The sequence below is a fragment of the Mesorhizobium sp. M4B.F.Ca.ET.143.01.1.1 genome (assembly GCF_004792275.1).
In the GTDB taxonomy this organism is placed as follows: domain Bacteria; phylum Pseudomonadota; class Alphaproteobacteria; order Rhizobiales; family Rhizobiaceae; genus Mesorhizobium; species Mesorhizobium abyssinicae.
Genome location: NZ_SRSR01000011.1, coordinates 157983 through 173736, shown reverse-complemented (window position 1 = coordinate 173736; position 15754 = coordinate 157983). Strand labels below are relative to the sequence as shown.

19 protein-coding genes are annotated in these 15754 nt (G+C 64.4%); 11 read left to right on the top strand and 8 right to left on the bottom strand.

Going from position 1 to position 15754, the window contains the following annotated elements; genetic code table 11:
- Positions 1-95: 95 nt before the first annotated feature.
- The 4 genes from aroQ to aat are packed head-to-tail and all read left to right on the top strand — an operon-like array spanning position 96 to position 3022.
- Positions 96-530 (top strand): type II 3-dehydroquinate dehydratase, encoded by a 435-nt coding sequence (aroQ, locus tag EN786_RS24905; RefSeq protein ID WP_127310732.1) that lies wholly within the window; start codon positions 96-98, stop codon positions 528-530.
- A 26-nt stretch (positions 531-556) separates the two neighbouring features.
- Complete coding sequence (accB, locus tag EN786_RS24900) at positions 557-1024, top strand: acetyl-CoA carboxylase biotin carboxyl carrier protein (protein WP_127286058.1); 468 nt, start codon at positions 557-559, stop codon at positions 1022-1024.
- An 8-nt stretch (positions 1025-1032) separates the two neighbouring features.
- Positions 1033-2376: an acetyl-CoA carboxylase biotin carboxylase subunit gene (gene accC / locus EN786_RS24895; protein WP_127392477.1), complete on the top strand. Its 1344-nt coding sequence runs from the start codon at positions 1033-1035 to the stop codon at positions 2374-2376.
- Positions 2377-2404: 28 nt separating this feature from the next.
- Positions 2405-3022, top strand: coding sequence for a leucyl/phenylalanyl-tRNA--protein transferase (gene aat / locus EN786_RS24890; RefSeq protein ID WP_135908957.1), 618 nt, complete (start codon positions 2405-2407; stop codon positions 3020-3022).
- An 11-nt stretch (positions 3023-3033) separates the two neighbouring features.
- Here aat and EN786_RS24885 read toward each other — a convergent pair whose 3' ends face one another.
- The 3 genes from EN786_RS24885 to EN786_RS24875 form a co-directional block, all read right to left on the bottom strand.
- Complete coding sequence (locus EN786_RS24885; RefSeq protein WP_126054370.1) at positions 3034-3420, bottom strand: hypothetical protein; 387 nt, start codon at positions 3418-3420, stop codon at positions 3034-3036.
- A gap of 85 nt (positions 3421-3505) precedes the next feature.
- On the bottom strand, positions 3506-4042 hold the full coding sequence (locus EN786_RS24880; protein WP_127310729.1) for a DUF2155 domain-containing protein: 537 nt from the start codon (positions 4040-4042) through the stop codon (positions 3506-3508).
- 125 nt (positions 4043-4167) lie between these two features.
- The gene (locus EN786_RS24875; RefSeq protein WP_127310728.1) at positions 4168-4566 is read right to left on the bottom strand and encodes an NADH:ubiquinone oxidoreductase subunit NDUFA12; all 399 of its coding nucleotides are present in this window, start codon (positions 4564-4566) and stop codon (positions 4168-4170) included.
- A 226-nt stretch (positions 4567-4792) separates the two neighbouring features.
- Between EN786_RS24875 and panB the strand changes: the two genes are divergently transcribed.
- Positions 4793-5632, top strand: coding sequence for a 3-methyl-2-oxobutanoate hydroxymethyltransferase (panB, locus tag EN786_RS24870; RefSeq protein ID WP_135908955.1), 840 nt, complete (start codon positions 4793-4795; stop codon positions 5630-5632).
- The gene (gene panC, locus EN786_RS24865) at positions 5629-6492 is read left to right on the top strand and encodes a pantoate--beta-alanine ligase (protein WP_135908953.1); all 864 of its coding nucleotides are present in this window, start codon (positions 5629-5631) and stop codon (positions 6490-6492) included. Before panB ends, panC begins: the two co-directional genes overlap by 4 nt.
- Before the next feature lie 46 nt (positions 6493-6538).
- Here panC and EN786_RS24860 read toward each other — a convergent pair whose 3' ends face one another.
- Both EN786_RS24860 and gatB read right to left on the bottom strand, forming a co-directional pair.
- Positions 6539-7027, bottom strand: a complete 489-nt coding sequence (locus EN786_RS24860; RefSeq protein ID WP_127311637.1) for a GNAT family N-acetyltransferase — start codon at positions 7025-7027, stop codon at positions 6539-6541.
- Between the two features lie 4 nt (positions 7028-7031).
- A complete protein-coding gene (gene gatB, locus EN786_RS24855) occupies positions 7032-8531 on the bottom strand; it encodes an Asp-tRNA(Asn)/Glu-tRNA(Gln) amidotransferase subunit GatB (RefSeq protein WP_127311636.1) in 1500 nt (499 codons plus the stop codon).
- A 282-nt stretch (positions 8532-8813) separates the two neighbouring features.
- Here gatB and EN786_RS24845 point away from each other — a divergent pair, with 282 nt between their 5' ends.
- The gene (locus EN786_RS24845) at positions 8814-9071 is read left to right on the top strand and encodes a YjhX family toxin (protein WP_127311635.1); all 258 of its coding nucleotides are present in this window, start codon (positions 8814-8816) and stop codon (positions 9069-9071) included.
- A 60-nt stretch (positions 9072-9131) separates the two neighbouring features.
- Here the strand turns inward: EN786_RS24845 and EN786_RS24840 are convergent, their stop codons facing one another.
- From EN786_RS24840 to EN786_RS24830, 3 genes are all read right to left on the bottom strand, one after another.
- Positions 9132-9563 (bottom strand): CBS domain-containing protein, encoded by a 432-nt coding sequence (locus EN786_RS24840; protein WP_126054363.1) that lies wholly within the window; start codon positions 9561-9563, stop codon positions 9132-9134.
- A 147-nt stretch (positions 9564-9710) separates the two neighbouring features.
- On the bottom strand, positions 9711-10535 hold the full coding sequence (locus EN786_RS24835; protein ID WP_135908951.1) for an SDR family NAD(P)-dependent oxidoreductase: 825 nt from the start codon (positions 10533-10535) through the stop codon (positions 9711-9713).
- 198 nt (positions 10536-10733) lie between these two features.
- Positions 10734-11465: a rhomboid family intramembrane serine protease gene (locus tag EN786_RS24830; RefSeq protein ID WP_135908949.1), complete on the bottom strand. Its 732-nt coding sequence runs from the start codon at positions 11463-11465 to the stop codon at positions 10734-10736.
- 239 nt (positions 11466-11704) lie between these two features.
- Between EN786_RS24830 and EN786_RS24825 the strand changes: the two genes are divergently transcribed.
- The 4 genes from EN786_RS24825 to EN786_RS24810 all read left to right on the top strand — a co-directional run bounded on the left by EN786_RS24825 (position 11705) and on the right by EN786_RS24810 (position 15750).
- Positions 11705-11896: a hypothetical protein gene (locus EN786_RS24825; RefSeq protein WP_246688753.1), complete on the top strand. Its 192-nt coding sequence runs from the start codon at positions 11705-11707 to the stop codon at positions 11894-11896.
- Between the two features lie 62 nt (positions 11897-11958).
- Positions 11959-13491 (top strand): sugar ABC transporter ATP-binding protein, encoded by a 1533-nt coding sequence (locus tag EN786_RS24820; RefSeq protein WP_189524302.1) that lies wholly within the window; start codon positions 11959-11961, stop codon positions 13489-13491.
- Positions 13488-14501, top strand: a complete 1014-nt coding sequence (locus tag EN786_RS24815; RefSeq protein ID WP_127286329.1) for an ABC transporter permease — start codon at positions 13488-13490, stop codon at positions 14499-14501. Before EN786_RS24820 ends, EN786_RS24815 begins: the two co-directional genes overlap by 4 nt.
- A 166-nt stretch (positions 14502-14667) precedes the next feature.
- Entirely contained in the window at positions 14668-15750 is a 1083-nt protein-coding gene (locus EN786_RS24810; protein WP_127286330.1) for a sialidase family protein, read from the top strand.
- Positions 15751-15754: the final 4 nt, after the last annotated feature.

Here is a 15754-nt window from a genome sequence, read left to right as displayed (position 1 = left end):
AAAGAACGCACTTGCGCTCTTTTCGCGGGCGTCTATGCCCATTATAGAGGCCCAGTGCGCCGGCTTGGGGCCGGCGCCGGGAAAGGTCGGCATTCTTGAAAACGGTTTTCGTCCTGAACGGTCCCAACCTGAACGCGCTCGGCAAGCGGGAGCCCGGCATCTATGGCGGCAAGACGCTTGCCGCCATCGCCGACGACTGCAAGAAGGCAGGCGCCGACCTTGGGCTGGAGATCGATTTCCGTCAGTCGAACCATGAGGGCGACCTCGTCGACTGGATCCACGAAGCCGGCGACAAGGCTGCGGGCATAGTCATCAATCCGGGCGCCTACAGCCACACCTCGATTGCCATTCACGACGCCATCCGCGCTGTCGCGCCGCTGCCCGTCGCCGAAGTCCATCTCTCCAACATCCATGCGCGGGAACCGTTCCGCCACGTCTCCATGGTCGCGCCGGTCGCCGTCGGCATGATCTGCGGGTTCGGGCCGCTCGGCTACACGCTTGCGCTGCAGGCGCTGGCGGCACGCCTGTGACCGGCCAACAAACAGAAGGCTCGAAAATGTCTATAAAGAAGACCGGTGTTGACCAGCAGCTGATCCGCGATCTGGCGGGCATACTGAACGACACCAACCTCACCGAGATCGAGGTCGAGCTCGGTGACCTGAAGGTGCGCGTGTCGCGGCAGGCGCAGACCGTGCACGCGGTGGCGGCTCCCGCGGCCGCCTATGCGCCGGCGGCAGCCCCGGCGCAGTCCGCGGCGGCGGCCGCCGCGGCGCCGGCCGCCGACCAGTCGAAGAACGCGGTGCCCTCGCCAATGGTCGGCACCGCCTACCTGGCGCCCTCGCCCGACGCCAAGCCGTTCATCGAGATCGGCCAGAAGGTCAAGGAGGGCCAGACGCTGCTGATCATCGAGGCGATGAAGACGATGAACCAGATCCCCTCGCCGCGCGCCGGCACGGTGACCGCGATCTTGTTCGAGGACGCCCAGCCGGTCGAATACGGCATGCCTCTCGTCGTCATCGAGTAGAGCCGGGAATGTTCCAGAAGATCCTCATCGCCAATCGCGGCGAAATCGCCCTCAGGGTGCTGCGCGCCTGCAAGGAGCTCGGTATCCAGACCGTGGTGGTGCATTCGACGGCCGATGCCGACGCCATGCATGTCAGGCTGGCCGACGAGAGCGTGTGCATCGGTCCGCCGCCGTCACGCGACAGCTACCTCAACATCCACCAGATCGTCGCCGCCTGCGAGATCACCGGCGCCGACGCCGTGCATCCGGGCTATGGCTTCCTGTCGGAGAACGCCAAGTTCGCCGACATCCTCGCCGCCCACAATATCACCTTCATCGGCCCGACCGGCGACCATATCCGCATCATGGGCGACAAGATCGAGGCCAAGCGTACCGCAAAGCGCCTGGGCATTCCGGTCGTTCCCGGCTCCGATGGCGCGATCAGCGAAGAGAAGGAAGCCAAGCGCGTCGCCGCCGAGATCGGCTACCCCGTCATCATCAAGGCTTCGGCCGGCGGCGGCGGGCGCGGCATGAAGGTGGCGCGCAGCGAGGCCGACCTCGAGATCGCCCTGCAGACGGCAAAGTCGGAAGCCGGCGCCGCCTTCGGCGACGACGCCGTCTATATCGAAAAATACCTGGAGAAGCCGCGCCACATCGAATTGCAGGTATTCGGCGATGGCGCCGGCCGCGGCGTCCATTTCGGCGAGCGCGACTGCTCGTTGCAACGCCGCCACCAGAAGGTCTGGGAAGAGGCGAATTCGCCCGCGCTCAACGCCGAGGAACGCGCGCGCATCGGCGGCATCTGCGCCAAGGCCGTCGCCGATCTCGGCTATTCCGGCGCCGGCACCATCGAATTCCTCTATGAGGACGGCGAGTTCTATTTCATCGAAATGAACACCCGCCTGCAGGTCGAGCATCCGGTGACGGAGGCGATCACCGGCATCGACCTCGTGCACGAGCAGATCCGTGTCGCCTCCGGCGGCGGTCTCTCGGTCCGGCAGGAGGACATCAAGTTCAACGGCCACGCCATCGAATGCCGCATCAATGCCGAGGACCCGCGCACCTTCACGCCCTCGCCGGGCACCATCACCCATTTCCACACGCCTGGCGGGCTCGGCATCCGCGTCGATTCCGGCGTCTATTCCGGCTACAAGATCCCGCCCTACTACGACAGCCTGATCGGCAAGCTGATCGTGCATGGCCGCAACCGCGTCGAATGCATGATGCGGCTGCGCCGGGCGCTGGACGAATTCGTCGTCGACGGCATCAAGACGACGCTGCCGCTGTTCCGCGACCTGGTCGGCAACCCCGACATCGCCAATGGCGACTACGACATTCACTGGCTGGAAAAATATCTGGCTAAAGAGGAATAGCCGCTGAGCTTGCAGTTATAATGCCGCGATGACCCGTCCTTATGCGCCCGGCTATCGCATCCCGACCGACCTGTTGCTGAAAGCCTATGCGTCGGGCGTCTTCCCGATGGCCGAAAGCGCCAGCGATCCGGAAGTGTTCTGGGTGCGACCGGAGACGCGCGGCATCATTCCCCTCGATGGCTTTCATACGCCGCGCAGCCTGAAGAAGACGATCCGCAAGCACCCGTTCGAGATCCGCTACGATTTCGATTTCGTGGCGACGATCGACGGCTGCGCCGAAAGGCGAGAGGAACGCCGCTCGACCTGGATCAACGCGCCGATCCGCGAGGCCTATGTCGATCTCTATCGGCTCGGCCATTGCCATTCGGTCGAGGCCTGGCGCGAGGAAAGGCTGGTCGGCGGCCTCTACGGCGTCTCGCTCGGCCGCGTGTTCTTCGGCGAAAGCATGTTCGCCAAGGAAACGGACGCGTCCAAGACCTGTCTCTATCACCTGGTCGAGCGGTTGAAGGCGCGCGGCTTCGCGCTGCTGGACACCCAGTTCACCACCGAGCACCTCAAGCGCTTCGGCGCCGTCGACGTGCCGCGCGGCCAATATGAGAAGATGCTGGCCGAGGCCTTGAAGGGCGAGGCCATCTTCTCGCCATGAGGCCTTAGCGATCAGCCTTTTGCTGAAGCCTCTATCGGCGTTTGCGCATGGAACATCATCTTCCAGCCATTGGTGCGATGCACGTAGCCGGTGCTGACCAGCGCGTTGTAGATTTCGCCATTCTCGCGCGTCGCGTGCGCCTCGTAGGTCAGCATGACAATGTCGCTGCCGGGTTCGACCATGCCCTTTAGGTCGATGTCGAGATCGCGCCAGCGACGTGGCTTGCTGGCGGTTTTAGCCAGATCGGCATTGCTGATCGCATGCGCCATCTCCGGAAAGGCCACGAGGCATTCGGCATCGGCGTTGGCCGCATAGTAGGCCGCATCGCCGGTCCAGAATCCCCTTTCGAGGTCTAGCAATTCCTTCTTGCTGACCGTCATGTGCTTGGTTGCTGACATCGCAAGATCCTCCATGCGCAACAGTGCGCAATCGCTCTTTGCCAACGTGTGGCGAACGAAGCGGTTCCCCGAATCTGCTGTTGGATCAGTTGGCCTCGCCGCTATCCGGCTCGGTCGCAGCCGGAGTGGCGGCGGCTTTCGACTTGGACGTATCGACCTGTGACGCACCGGTCTTGGCGGCCTCGGGCGGCGGCACGTCCGACTTCTGCTTGCAGCCCTTCAGCCAGACGTCATAGACCGCATGCTCGACGGCGTTGAGGCCGGGGCTCTCGGCGAACATCCAGCCGGTGAAGATGCGGCGGATCTTGCGATCGAGCGTGATCTCGTCGACCTCGACGAAGGAATCAGTCTTCGGTTCCTCGGTCTCCGGCCGCGAATAGCAGATGCGCGGCGTCACCTGCAGGGCGCCGAACTGCACCGTCTCGTCGATATAGACATCGAAGGTGATGATGCGGCCGGTGATCTTGTCGATGCCCGCGAACTCGGCCACCGGATTGGTGATGCGGTCGGCAGCCACCGGCGCCGCCTGTGTCTGCGCGGCCGCAAACGTCACCGTGCAGACGGCGAGCGCGGCTGTTGCCGCCGCCACGGCGCCCATCGAGATTCGGCTGAAGATGCTCATGCGAGGATACCGGTGGTTGCGCCCGGGTGATTCTTTCACGCCAAGGCTAGTCGCCGTTTTCAGATCAGCAAGCAGCTAAACGTCAATTGTGGCGACAAAGGACCGATCAGCACCTTGACCGTGGATTACGAACCGGGCGTCCAGGCGTCATAGTCGCCGGTCACCTGCGGGCGATGCTGGTTGGTGAGCACCGAGCCCTTCGGACGGTAGGCGGCGGGGCTGCCGGTGAGGTTCGCCTGGTGCGGTTTCTGCCATTCGCGCGGCCGGTAGTCGTCGCTCGGCGGCGCCACGTCGACACGGTGATGGATCCAGCCGTGCCAGCCCGGCGGGATCTTCGAGGCTTCCGAGTAGTCACGGTAGATGACCCAGCGACGGGTGCGGCCTTCCGAATCGATGCCGCCCTCGTAATAGGCGTTGCCGGCTTCGTCCTGGCCGACCTTCCTGCCGTGGCGCCAGGTGTGGAAGCGCGTTCCCAGCGTCTGGCTGTTCCACCAGGTGAAAAACTGCGTAAGGAAAGTTTTCATCCAAGTCCTCGCGGCGGCAGCGGCTGCGCCTTTATCCTGCTTATGGCGTCAGGTAACCGCGAAGGCAAGGGTTTTGCCGTGGCCGCAATGTAAATGGTTCGTGCGCTAAATCGATACAGCGGCGCGGGCGGTCGCAGCCATGCTTGCCAAGCAGTTCCCATATTTCTAAAGCTCTGCTCGCCCGCCAACGGGCGCCTGGTCGGTGCCCGGCTGAGGGAGGTGAAGATTGGTCCAAGACCCGCCCGCCACTGGCCGGATCAGCGCCGACGCCATTCGCCGTCGCAAGGGCGGCGTGCCGATCGTCAGCCTGACCGCCTATACCTATCCCTTCGCCCGCCTGCTTGATCCTCACGTCGACCTGCTCTTGGTCGGCGACAGCGTCGCCATGGTGCTGCACGGCCACACGACCACGCTCGGCGCATCGCTGGAAATGATGATCGCGCACGGGCAGGCCGTGATGCGCGGCTCCACCAGGGCCTGCGTGGTCGTCGACATGCCGGCCGGCAGCTATGAGACTTCGGCGGCTGAGGCCGTCGCTTCGGCGCGGCGGATCGTCGAGGAAACGGGCTGCCAGGCGGTCAAGCTGGAGGGCGGCGTCGACATGGCCGGGCAGATCGCCGCGATCGTGGCCAGCGGAATCCCGGTCATGGGCCATATCGGCCTGCAGCCGCAATCGGTGGAGAAGGATGGCGGCTACAAGATCAAGGGCCGGACCGAGGACAATGTCGCGACCCTGTTCCGCGACGCCGAAGCGGTGGAAAAGGCCGGCGCCTTTTCCGTCGTCATCGAGGGCACGGTCGAAAGCGTCGCGGCTGACCTTACCCGCGCCATCGCCATTCCCACCATCGGCATCGGCGCCAGCCGCGACTGTGACGGCCAGATCCTGGTCATCGACGACATGATCGGTCTGACCGTCGACCGCGTGCCGAAATTCGTCAAGGAATATGCCCACCTGCGCGATGTCGTCTCGGACGCCGCCGCCCGCTACGCGGCGGAGGTGCGCGACCGCGCTTTTCCCGGCCCGGACCACGTCTTTGCCGCCACACCCGATAAGGATAACGTATGAGCCGACCGATCGTCGTCGAAACGGTTTCCGCCCTTCGCGCGCAAATCCGCGACTGGCGGCGCGAGGGCCTCGGCATCGCCATGGTGCCGACCATGGGCGCGCTGCATGACGGCCACATCTCGCTGGTCAGGATGGCGCTCGCAAGCGCCGAGCGCTGCGTCGTCTCGATCTTCGTCAATCCGACGCAGTTCGCGCCGACGGAAGATCTCGACAAATATCCGCGCCAACTTGCCCGCGACCTCGACCGGCTGGCCGAGGCTGGCGCGCATCTCGCCTTCACGCCTGGCGTCGCGGAAATGTACCCGGCCGACTTCGCCACCAGGATTTCGGTCGGCGGCCCCTCCTCCGGCCTGGAATCGGAGTTCAGGCCGAGTTTCTTCGACGGTGTCGCCACCGTCGTGGCCAAGCTCTTCCTGCAGGCGGCTCCCGACCGTGCCATCTTCGGCGAGAAGGACTATCAGCAGCTTTGCGTCGTCAGACAGCTTTGCCGCGATCTCGACCTGCCCGTCGACATCATCGGCGCGCCGACGGTCCGCGACGCGCATGGCCTCGCCATGTCCTCGCGCAACGCCTATCTCGACGAGAAAGGCCTTGCGGTGGCGCGCCAGCTCAACGTGGTTCTGCGTCGGACGGCTGCCGCGCTCACAGCCGGCGCCGACGAAGCCGGCGCGACCGCCGAGGTCCGGCAGGCGCTCATCGAGGCAGGCTTCCAGAAGGTGGACTATGTCGCCGCGCGCGAAAGCCTGACACTCGCTCCCTGGCGGCGCGATCGCGAAGGCCGCTTGCTCGCCGCCGCCTGGCTCGGCACGACCAGGCTGATCGACAACTTGGAAATCCCTGCCAGCACGCAGCCGCCCTGAGGCGCTCGGTCATACCTTTCGTCCGCGGCGCAGACCCCGCAGTGAACTATCCGAGCGCCTTCTCCAGGATCAGCGCAGGCAGCCCTGATCCGCCGCCGCAATCGGCGGCTTTGCCGGCGGACGCAAAGCCTTGCGATCGGTAGAAGGCGATTGCCGCCGCGTTGGCCTCTTCCACTTCGAGGCGCAGCTTGCTCGCCTCCGGAAAGCTGACCTCGATCTCGTCGAGCAAGGCCGTGCCGATCCCTTGCCGCTGGCAGGCCGGGTGCACATAGAGCTGGTGCAGGAGGACGATCTTCGGGTCGGTGGTGGCGGCGGCGAAAGCCATGCCGCCGAGCCGCTTGCCGTCGTCGGCGACCAGGAATTCGGAGTTCGGCCGCGTCAGCCACGCCTTCAGCGAGGCGATCGAATGCCAGTCGTCGGTGATCGCCGTCACCCGTTCGACGCCATAGATGGCGTCATAGCTCGCGTGCCACGTCTCGACCAGCAGCGCGCGGATCGCAACAAGATCGCGCTCGCTGGCGGTACGGACGAACATCGCTTTATTCGATGCCGAGCTTGGCCTTGACCAGGTCGTTGACGGCCTGCGGATTGGCCTTGCCGCCGGTCGCCTTCATCACCTGGCCGACGAACCAGCCGGCCATGGTCGGCTTGGCGCGCGCCTGCTCGACCTTGTCCGGATTGGCGGCGATCACCTCATCCACCGCCTTCTCGATGGCGCCGGTGTCGGTGACCTGCTTCATGCCGCGGCTTTCGACGAGCGCGCGCGGATCGCCGCCCTCGTTCCAGACGATCTCGAACAGGTCCTTGGCGATCTTGCCGGAGATCGTGCCTTCCTTGATCAGGTCGAGGACGGCGCCGAGCTGCTCGGGCGAAACCGGAGCGTTTTCAATGTCTTTGCCGGCCTTGTTGAGGGCGCCGAGCAGATCGTTGATGACCCAGTTGGCGGCGAGTTTGCCGTCGCGCCCGGCAGCCACCTTCTCGAAATAGTCGGCGATCGGCTTTTCCGACACCAGGATCGAGGCGTCGTAGGTCGACAGGCCGAGCGCCGCGATCAGCCGCGCCTTCTTGTCGTCCGGCAGTTCCGGCAGGTCCTTGGCCAGCGCGTCGACATAGGCCTGGTCGAATTCAAGCGGCAGAAGATCCGGGTCGGGGAAATAGCGGTAGTCATGCGCCTCTTCCTTGGAGCGCATCGAACGCGTCTCGCCCTTGTTGGGGTCGAACAGCCGCGTTTCCTGGTCGATCTTGCCGCCATCCTCGAGGACGGCGATCTGCCGGCGCGCCTCGTATTCGATGGCCTGGCCGATGAAGCGGATCGAGTTGACGTTCTTGATCTCGCAGCGCGTGCCGAAGTCGCCGCCCGGTTTGCGCACCGAGACGTTGACGTCGGCGCGCAGCGAGCCTTCGTCCATGTTGCCGTCGCAGGTGCCGAGATAACGCACGATGGTGCGGAGCTTGGTCACATAGGCCTTGGCCTCGTCGGCCGAGCGCATGTCGGGCTTGGAGACGATCTCCATCAGCGCCACGCCGGAACGGTTGAGATCGACATAGGACATGGTCGGATGCTGGTCGTGCATCGACTTGCCGGCATCCTGCTCCAGGTGCAGCCGCTCAATGCCGACCTCGATGTCCTCGAACTCGCCCTGCCGGTCCGGGCCGACCGAGACGATGACCTTGCCCTCACCGACGATCGGCTGCTTGAACTGCGAAATCTGGTAGCCCTGCGGCAGGTCCGGATAGAAATAGTTCTTCCGGTCGAAGACCGACTTGTGATTGATCTCGGCCTTCAGGCCGAGGCCGGTGCGGATTGCCTGCTTGACGCATTCCTCATTGATGACGGGCAGCATGCCGGGCATCGCCGCGTCGACCAAGCTGACATTGGCATTGGGCGCCGCGCCGAAAGAGGTCGCCGCCCCGGAGAACAGCTTGGCCTCCGAGGTGACCTGCGCATGCACTTCGAGGCCGATGATGACTTCCCAGTCGCCGGTGGCGCCGGGGATCAGGCGTTTTGCGTCGGGCGTGCGGGTATCGATGATGCTCATGGTGGCCTGCGCTTCTGGCTCGCGAGAATTGCGATTTACGCGAATTTGGATGTTGGCCTTCGCTAGTGCAATCCGCTCCATGAGACAAGCGCAAAGCCCGCATGCTGGCCTTTTCGGCCGCCTTCGCTTATTGGACGTCCATCCAATGGAGAGTGGATGTCCACTTACGCTCAGTCCCGGTAAGGCCCTGACCTCGTAGCGAGGCAGGGCGACAAAACCTGAAACCCCGTGCCGCGAAATCCCGCGGCGGCGGCTTTCGTTGTTTTCCCGGGAATTCTCCAGATGGACATTTCGCGCATTGAACAGCGCGTCCTGCACCTGCTCGCGCAGGGTGGGCGCATCGAAATCGAAAAGAATGCCAGTAAGAAGATCGCTTCGGTCCAATGCCTGACCCGCGACGGCTGGCGCTACCCAGGCGTCGATCTCGAGCTGTTTCGAAAACTGAGACGGAAGAAGGCGGTGTCCTCGTCGGGTGGCGGCCCCTACCGCATCACCCGGCGCGGGCTCGAACTCGTCCGCGCCGAACTCGACAACAGATAGAGGCGTTCGCGCCTCAACTTCCGCCGACCGGCAGCGGCCGGCGGATCGTCTGTGCGATCGCTAGGCGGTGGCGATATAGGCCCTGATCTCCTCGGCCTCGCGCTCGACATCCTCGATGCGACGCTTGACGACGTCGCCGATCGACACGATGCCATAGAGCAGGCCGTCCTTTTCCACCGGCAGATGGCGGAAGCGGCCCTTGGTCATGATCTCCATCACCTCGTTGACGGTGTGGTTCTCGTTGCAGATCTTCACCTTCGGCGTCATCGCCGAACGCACCGCGATATCGAGCGCCGCAGCACCTTCCTTGGCCAGCACGCGCACGATATCGCGCTCGGAGAGGATGCCGACGATCTTGTGGTCGCCATTGGTGATGACCAGCGCGCCGATCCTGTGTTCGGTCAGGATGCGAATGGCCTCGCTCAGCTTTTCGTTCGGCCCGAGCGTCAACACGTCATGGCCCTTCTTCTCGAGAATTGCCTTAACAGTCATGGCGTCCTCCTCAGCTTTTGCTTGCCGGTTCCTGCCCTGACCGGCATTCACGTTCCGGTGAACATGGTGCGCCGTGATTGTTTGCATTTCAAGTGCGGCGCGGCCTGTCTGGCCTGCCGCGTCGCGGCGGTCCGACGGATCGCTATCTCAGTAGGATTTCTTCATCGGCCGAATGCTGATCTCCGTTACCTCGGCGGTCCACGGGAGCGTAAGTGAATCAATCACGATTGCGGCGACATCCTCCGGTTGGAGTAGCAGATCTGGCTCGAAAGCTCGTCCCTCGGTCACACATAAATCTTCGGTTCTGGTCGTCGCCGTGCGGCCCGGAAATACGCTGAGAACGCGCACATCGTCCCCATTGACCTCCTGCCTGAGGGTGTCGGCAATGGATTTGAGCGCATGTTGGGTAGCCGCGAAATGGCCTCGTCCTGCTGCGCAAGTCAGCCCCGCGCTTGAGTTGATGAAGACAATTTGACCTCTGGGTCGCCTAAGGAGAGGCAGCGCTTTCTGTGTAAGGACCAGAGGCCCACGCACATTGGCGGCATATTGCAAGTCGATCTGCTTCGCAGCGGCCTCTTCCAATTTTCCGTGACTTATGATTCCAGCGCAGTGAACCAGTATGTCAAGGCGGCCGAATGCCCGATCAATACAACGACACAATTGTTTGATCGCTGTTTCATCAGTTAGATCGCATATCCTGATATTGACTTGTTGCCCAAACGGCCTGCAGAGATCGGCTGTGCAATTTAGTCGACTTTCGTCTCGACCCACTAGACATAAACGCGCCCCAGCCATTGCCAGGGCCAAGGAAATGCATCTGCCAATCCCGCCGCTTGCTCCGGCGACCAGGGCGCACTGCTGATAGAGTTTCTTGCTGAACAAAGGGCTCGCAGGATCCTTGGCCTGCGTATCGGGGCCAACATCGCCTGCGATGGCGGCCTCGGCTTTCCCGAGATTGTTGGATTTGGACATCGTCCTAGCTTCCTTTCCACAATGTATGCGTGTGGCGGAGCGCGATGCAAGATGACGAAAAGGTGTAAAGTGGTGGTAAGCCAACGTTCCAAAGCATTAGAATGATGGAGAGATTCCAATAAATAGGCTTCGAAGGGATGCAATCGGAGCAAGAATGGCGCTCGGAAACCTCACGTCTTGGCCCGCAGCAGGGATCGCTCAGGGCGTCCGGTCGCGGCGGTCGAAAACGCGCACCCCGAAAAAGCCGGCGACGAAGCCGCCAATATGGGCCTCCCAGGCGATCTGGCCGTCGATGCCGGGAGCAAAGCCGACAAGTCCGGTGACGAGGTTGATGACCATCCAGACGCCAAGAAAAGTCATGACGCCGCGCGAGCGCAGCACCGCGCCGATCGGCAGCGGCGCTCCGGCGAAGGCCGCATGGCCGGACGAGCGATCGACACGGAAGCCGTAGCGCGCGGCCGCTCCCATCATGCCCGAGATCGCCCCCGACGCGCCGACCAGCGGCGTCTGCTCGAGCGGATGCAAGGCAAAGAACAACGCAACCGCCGCAAGCCCGGTCGCCCCGAAGAACAGCGCGAAGCGAAGCGCGCCGTAGCGGTTCGCCAACGGCGAGCCGAAAGCGGCCAGCCACACCATGTTGATCACGAGATGCGCGAGCCCGCCATGCAGGAAGGCATAGGTGAAGGGGCTGGTGAAAGCATAGACATCGAGATCGTAGCGGCCGGAATAGCGCACCGGGATGAACGCTGCCCGCACCAGCAGGGCGAAATCCTGATCGTCGGTGAGCGTGTAAACGCGGATCAGGTGGACGACGACGCAGATGCCGATCACCGCCAGCACCACCGGCGGCAGATTGAATATCGGTTCGCGGCGCGGCTCGGGCGCGTCATCCGTCTGTTCGATTTCCGAAGGGCTAACCGGTTCGCTCATTCACAACGGTCCAGGGATTCGATTGGCGAGCTTTAGAGCAAGGTCGCCAAGGTTGAAACACTTCTGTTCCCCCCACGGCACCCGGCGCAGCCTCGCTTTCAATTGCTACGAAACCGAAAGGAAACGAAGCGGAAATGCTCTGGCGTTCGCGAAACTCGCAACGCGTGTTCTCGGAAGCAACAAGACCCCTTCCTAGAATGCGGCCGATTTTCAAAGGGGCCACCTATCAGAATGCCGGCATGCGCGTGTTCGACATATCCGACCCCTACAGGCCGATGGAAACCGGCGCGCTGGTCCCGGCGGCGCCTGCCGGCATGGTCGACAAGCGCCCGAACCAGCCGCAGGTGATCCAGTCGACCGACGTTCGTCGACGCCAACGGCATCGTCTATTCGCCAGACCACAATGCCGGACCAGCGATCTTGGAATATGAGGGGTGACAAGCGTCACCCGCCGCCCCACCCAACGCAGCCCACCAGCCGAAGCCAACGCACCTTGCCACAAGCCGCCTCCGCCATCGCCGTCTCCGTTGCCGGCATCGAGAAATCCTTCGGCCCGACGCGTGCGCTCGCCGGCGCCGACCTTGCCGTCGCCTCCGGCGAGATCGTGGCGCTGATGGGCGCCAACGGCGCCGGCAAATCGACCTTGGTGAAGATCCTGTCGGGTTCGCACACGCCGGATGCGGGCACGATCACGCTAGGCGGCAAGGCGATCACCTTCGCCTCGCCCAGCGCCGCCAAAGCCGCCGGCATTGCGACGGTGCATCAAGCGACAGACCAGGCGGGGGCTGCCGGGTTGACCGTCGCCGAGAATCTGGCGCTCGACGAGCTCTGCAGCCCGGGCGGGCGTTTTCTGGTCTCGAACAGGTCGATCCGCAAGCGCGCGCGGGAGATCGCGGCGCTGATCGATCTCGACCTGCCGCTCGACCGCGACTTCGTCGATTTGCGCCCAGCCGATCGGCAGTTGATCGCCATCGCCCGCGCCGTCGCGGCGAGCGCCTCCTTGCTGATCCTCGACGAGCCGACATCGAGCCTGTCGGCCACCGAAGCCGAGCGGCTGTTCGCCGTCATCAAGCGGTTGCGCGACAGCGGCATGGCGATCCTCTACATTTCACACCGGCTCGGCGACCTCGCTGCGATCGCCGATCGCGCCGTCGTCATGCGCGGTGGCCGCATCGTCGGCGCTTTTGCCAGGCCGATCGACTTCCCGGCGGCGGTTGCCGCTATGATCGGCCGGCCGCTGGAGGCCGGCACCCATCGTGGCGAGGCGTCGACCGCACCCGTGGTCCTGTCAGTCAAGGGCGCCAGGCTGGTCGCGGGCGCCGCACCTTTCGACCTCGAACTCCGCTCAGGCGAGGTCGTCGCCATCACCGGCACGCTTGGCTCCGGCAAGAGCCGGCTGCTGCGCGCCCTTTTCGGCCTTGAAACCCTTGCCGAAGGCACTTTCGGGCTTGATGGGAAACCCTGGCTTTCGAGCGGGCCAAGACAGTCGATCGAGAACGGCGTGTTCATGGTCGCTGAGGATCGCTGGCAATCCTCGCTGCTGCCTCCGGAAGTTCCCGGCGCCTCCATCGCCGGCACCATCGCCCTGCCGCATCTGAAACGCTGGTTTCCGGGAGGGCTGCTCAGGACCAAGCGCGAGCGCAAGGTCGCCGCCGAGGCGATCGCACGGCTCGGCATCAAGGCGCGCGGTCCGGAAGACACGCTCGACGAGCTTTCCGGCGGCAACCAGCAGAAGGTCGTGCTCGCCCGCTGGCAGGCGGCGCCTTGTCGGCTGCTCCTGCTCGACGAGCCGTTCCAGGGCGTCGATGTCGGCGCTCGCGCCGACCTGATCGCCGCCATCCGCGGCAGCCAGAGCGGCTCGGCCACGCTGATCGCGACCAGCGACACCGAGGAAGCGCTGGAAGTCGCCGACCGCATCCTCGTCATGCGCAACCATTCCCTTCATGCGGCCGAAGACGGCCATGGCCCGCTCAGCGACCGGATCGACAGGGTCGAGGGCGAGGAGACCGCCGGAGACCCGAGATGACCGAATTGACGACAACGCAAGCCGCCCCGCGTCCCTCGCTTCTGCGCGAGATCCGCCGATACGCGCTCTTCGCGCTGCTTGCCCTGATGGTCATCGGCTTCTGGTATGTGCAGCCCGCCTTCATCCGCTCGGCCAATCTGTTCTCCATCCTGCAGGCGGTTTCGGTGGTCGCGATCCTCGGCGTCGGCGTGTCGATCACCATGGCGGCGGATGGCTTCGATCTCTCGGTCGGCAGCGTCGCCGCCTCCTCGGTGATGGCGGCAAGCTATGCCATGGTCGTGTGGCAGATGGAGGCCGCCGAAACGATGGCGCTTGTCCTGCTGATGGGCGCTCTGATCGGCCTCGCCAACGGGCTGCTGATCATCCGCGTCGGCGTGCCGGATCTTCTCGCGACGCTGGCGACCATGTTCCTGCTGGCCGGCCTGCAGCTGATCCCGACCGGCGGCCGCTCGATCACCGCCGGCATGGTGCTTCCCGACGGCTCGACGGTGCCCGGCGCCTACGATCCTGCCTTCCTGATCCTCGGACGCTCGCGGCTCCTCGACCTCGTTCCGCTGTCCGTCGTGGCGATGGCGCTCGTCGCCCTCGTCGCCTGGTTCCTGATGGAGCGCACGCGCTGGGGGCGCGTCTTCTATGCCATCGGCGGCAACGAGACGGCCGCGCACCTCTCCGGCGCGCCGACCAAGGCGTACCGCCTCTCCGCCTATGTCATTTCGGGCACGCTGGCATCGCTCGGCGGCCTGATCGTTGCCTCGCGCGTCGGCCGCGGCGACGTCTCGGCCGGCAACTCGCTGCTGCTAGACGCCGTCGCGGCCTCGCTGATCGGCTATGCCGTGCTCGACAAGCGCCGCCCGCATGTGATCGGCACGGTCGTCGGCGCGATCTTCGTCGGCGTGCTCTTGAACGGCCTCACCATGCTGAACGCGCCCTACTACACGCAGGATTTCGTCAAGGGCGTCGTGCTGGTCGGCGCGCTGGCGGCGACCTTCGGCCTCGGAAAGAAGCGCTGAGAGCAATTCCAGGAAAAGTGTGTTTGCGGTTTTCGTCCGTAATTGCGGCGGCATATCTTCTCAGCTTGGCCTCGACGGGTTTAGACTGCAAAAAATTCTCTGATCCTGTCGGCTAGGCCCGCGCTCCGCCGTCCTTGATGGTAGCTATGCGAACGGGAGGAGAAAAATGCCGGAAAAAGTCCTGGTCCTGATCGGCACGAAAAAAGGCGCCTTCATCGCCGAGAGCGACGGCAAGCGCGGGTCTTGGAAGCTGCGCGGTCCGTTCTGCGAACACTGGCCGATGAACCATGTCGTCGGCGACCCTAATACCGGCGCGATCTACGGCGCCGGCGGCAATGAGTGGTTCGGGCCGGCGGTCTGGAAGTCGGACGACCTTGGCGAGACCTGGACGCATTCCAGCGAGGGCTTGGCCTATGAAGCCGGCGAGGAACCGATCAAGGCGGTGTGGAGCCTCGCAAGGCGCAACGGCAGCCTCTATGCCGGCGTGCAGCCGGCCGGCCTGTTTCGCTCCGATGACGACGGCGTCACCTGGAGCCACATCGAGGGCCTGCAGCGTCACCCGAGCCGCAAGGACTGGAACCCGGGCGGCGCCGGCCTCATCCTCCATTCCATCGTCACGCACCCAAAAGACGAGGAGCAGATCTGGGTAGGCATCTCGTCCGCAGGCGTGTTCTACACCTGGGACGGTGGCAAGACGTGGGAGCCGCGCAACCGCGGCACCCGCGCCGACTTCCTGCCCGAAGGACAAAACTATCCAGAGTTCGGCCAGTGCGTGCACTGCCTGGTGATGGCGCCCGGCAAGCCCGATCGGCTCTACCAGCAGAACCATTGCGGCATGTACCGCTCCGACGACGGCGGCAAGAGCTGGCAGAGCATCGAGAAGGGCCTTCCCTCGACGTTCGGATTTCCCGCGGCCACGCATCCGCGCGACGCCGACACGCTGTTCCTTCTGCCGCTCAACGGCGACAGTGCCGGCCGCTACGTGCCGGACGCGAAGGCGGCGGTCTGGAAGACCGAGGATGCGGGCGCCACCTGGTTGGACGAGCGCAAGGGCCTGCCACAGGAGAACTGCTATGCGGGCGTGTTGCGGCAGGCTATGGCGACCGACAGCCTCGAGCCGGCCGGCGTCTATTTCGGCACCAGCGGCGGCTCGCTTTTCGCCAGTGCCGATGAAGGCGAAACCTGGTCGGAGATCGCTCAGCATCTGCCCGCGATCCTGTCCGTCGAGGCGATGGTGGTGAGCGAGTAACGCA

Excerpts from the sequence above, each read along its gene's own strand:
- panC (WP_135908953.1), top strand. The coding sequence starts at position 5,629 with ATGAGCCGACCGATCGTCGTCGAAACGGTTTCCGCCCTTCGCGCGCAA.
- accC (WP_127392477.1), top strand. The coding sequence starts at position 1,033 with ATGTTCCAGAAGATCCTCATCGCCAATCGCGGCGAAATCGCCCTCAGG.
- EN786_RS24835 (WP_135908951.1), bottom strand. The coding sequence starts at position 10,535 with ATGTCCAAATCCAACAATCTCGGGAAAGCCGAGGCCGCCATCGCAGGC.
- EN786_RS24845 (WP_127311635.1), top strand. The coding sequence starts at position 8,814 with ATGGACATTTCGCGCATTGAACAGCGCGTCCTGCACCTGCTCGCGCAG.
- EN786_RS24885 (WP_126054370.1), bottom strand. The coding sequence starts at position 3,420 with ATGTCAGCAACCAAGCACATGACGGTCAGCAAGAAGGAATTGCTAGAC.
- accB (WP_127286058.1), top strand. The coding sequence starts at position 557 with ATGTCTATAAAGAAGACCGGTGTTGACCAGCAGCTGATCCGCGATCTG.
- EN786_RS24875 (WP_127310728.1), bottom strand. The coding sequence starts at position 4,566 with ATGAAAACTTTCCTTACGCAGTTTTTCACCTGGTGGAACAGCCAGACG.
- EN786_RS24880 (WP_127310729.1), bottom strand. The coding sequence starts at position 4,042 with ATGAGCATCTTCAGCCGAATCTCGATGGGCGCCGTGGCGGCGGCAACA.
- gatB (WP_127311636.1), bottom strand. The coding sequence starts at position 8,531 with ATGAGCATCATCGATACCCGCACGCCCGACGCAAAACGCCTGATCCCC.
- EN786_RS24815 (WP_127286329.1), top strand. The coding sequence starts at position 13,488 with ATGACCGAATTGACGACAACGCAAGCCGCCCCGCGTCCCTCGCTTCTG.
- EN786_RS24830 (WP_135908949.1), bottom strand. The coding sequence starts at position 11,465 with ATGAGCGAACCGGTTAGCCCTTCGGAAATCGAACAGACGGATGACGCG.
- EN786_RS24860 (WP_127311637.1), bottom strand. The coding sequence starts at position 7,027 with ATGTTCGTCCGTACCGCCAGCGAGCGCGATCTTGTTGCGATCCGCGCG.
- EN786_RS24825 (WP_246688753.1), top strand. The coding sequence starts at position 11,705 with ATGCGCGTGTTCGACATATCCGACCCCTACAGGCCGATGGAAACCGGC.
- EN786_RS24810 (WP_127286330.1), top strand. The coding sequence starts at position 14,668 with ATGCCGGAAAAAGTCCTGGTCCTGATCGGCACGAAAAAAGGCGCCTTC.
- aat (WP_135908957.1), top strand. The coding sequence starts at position 2,405 with ATGACCCGTCCTTATGCGCCCGGCTATCGCATCCCGACCGACCTGTTG.
- EN786_RS24840 (WP_126054363.1), bottom strand. The coding sequence starts at position 9,563 with ATGACTGTTAAGGCAATTCTCGAGAAGAAGGGCCATGACGTGTTGACG.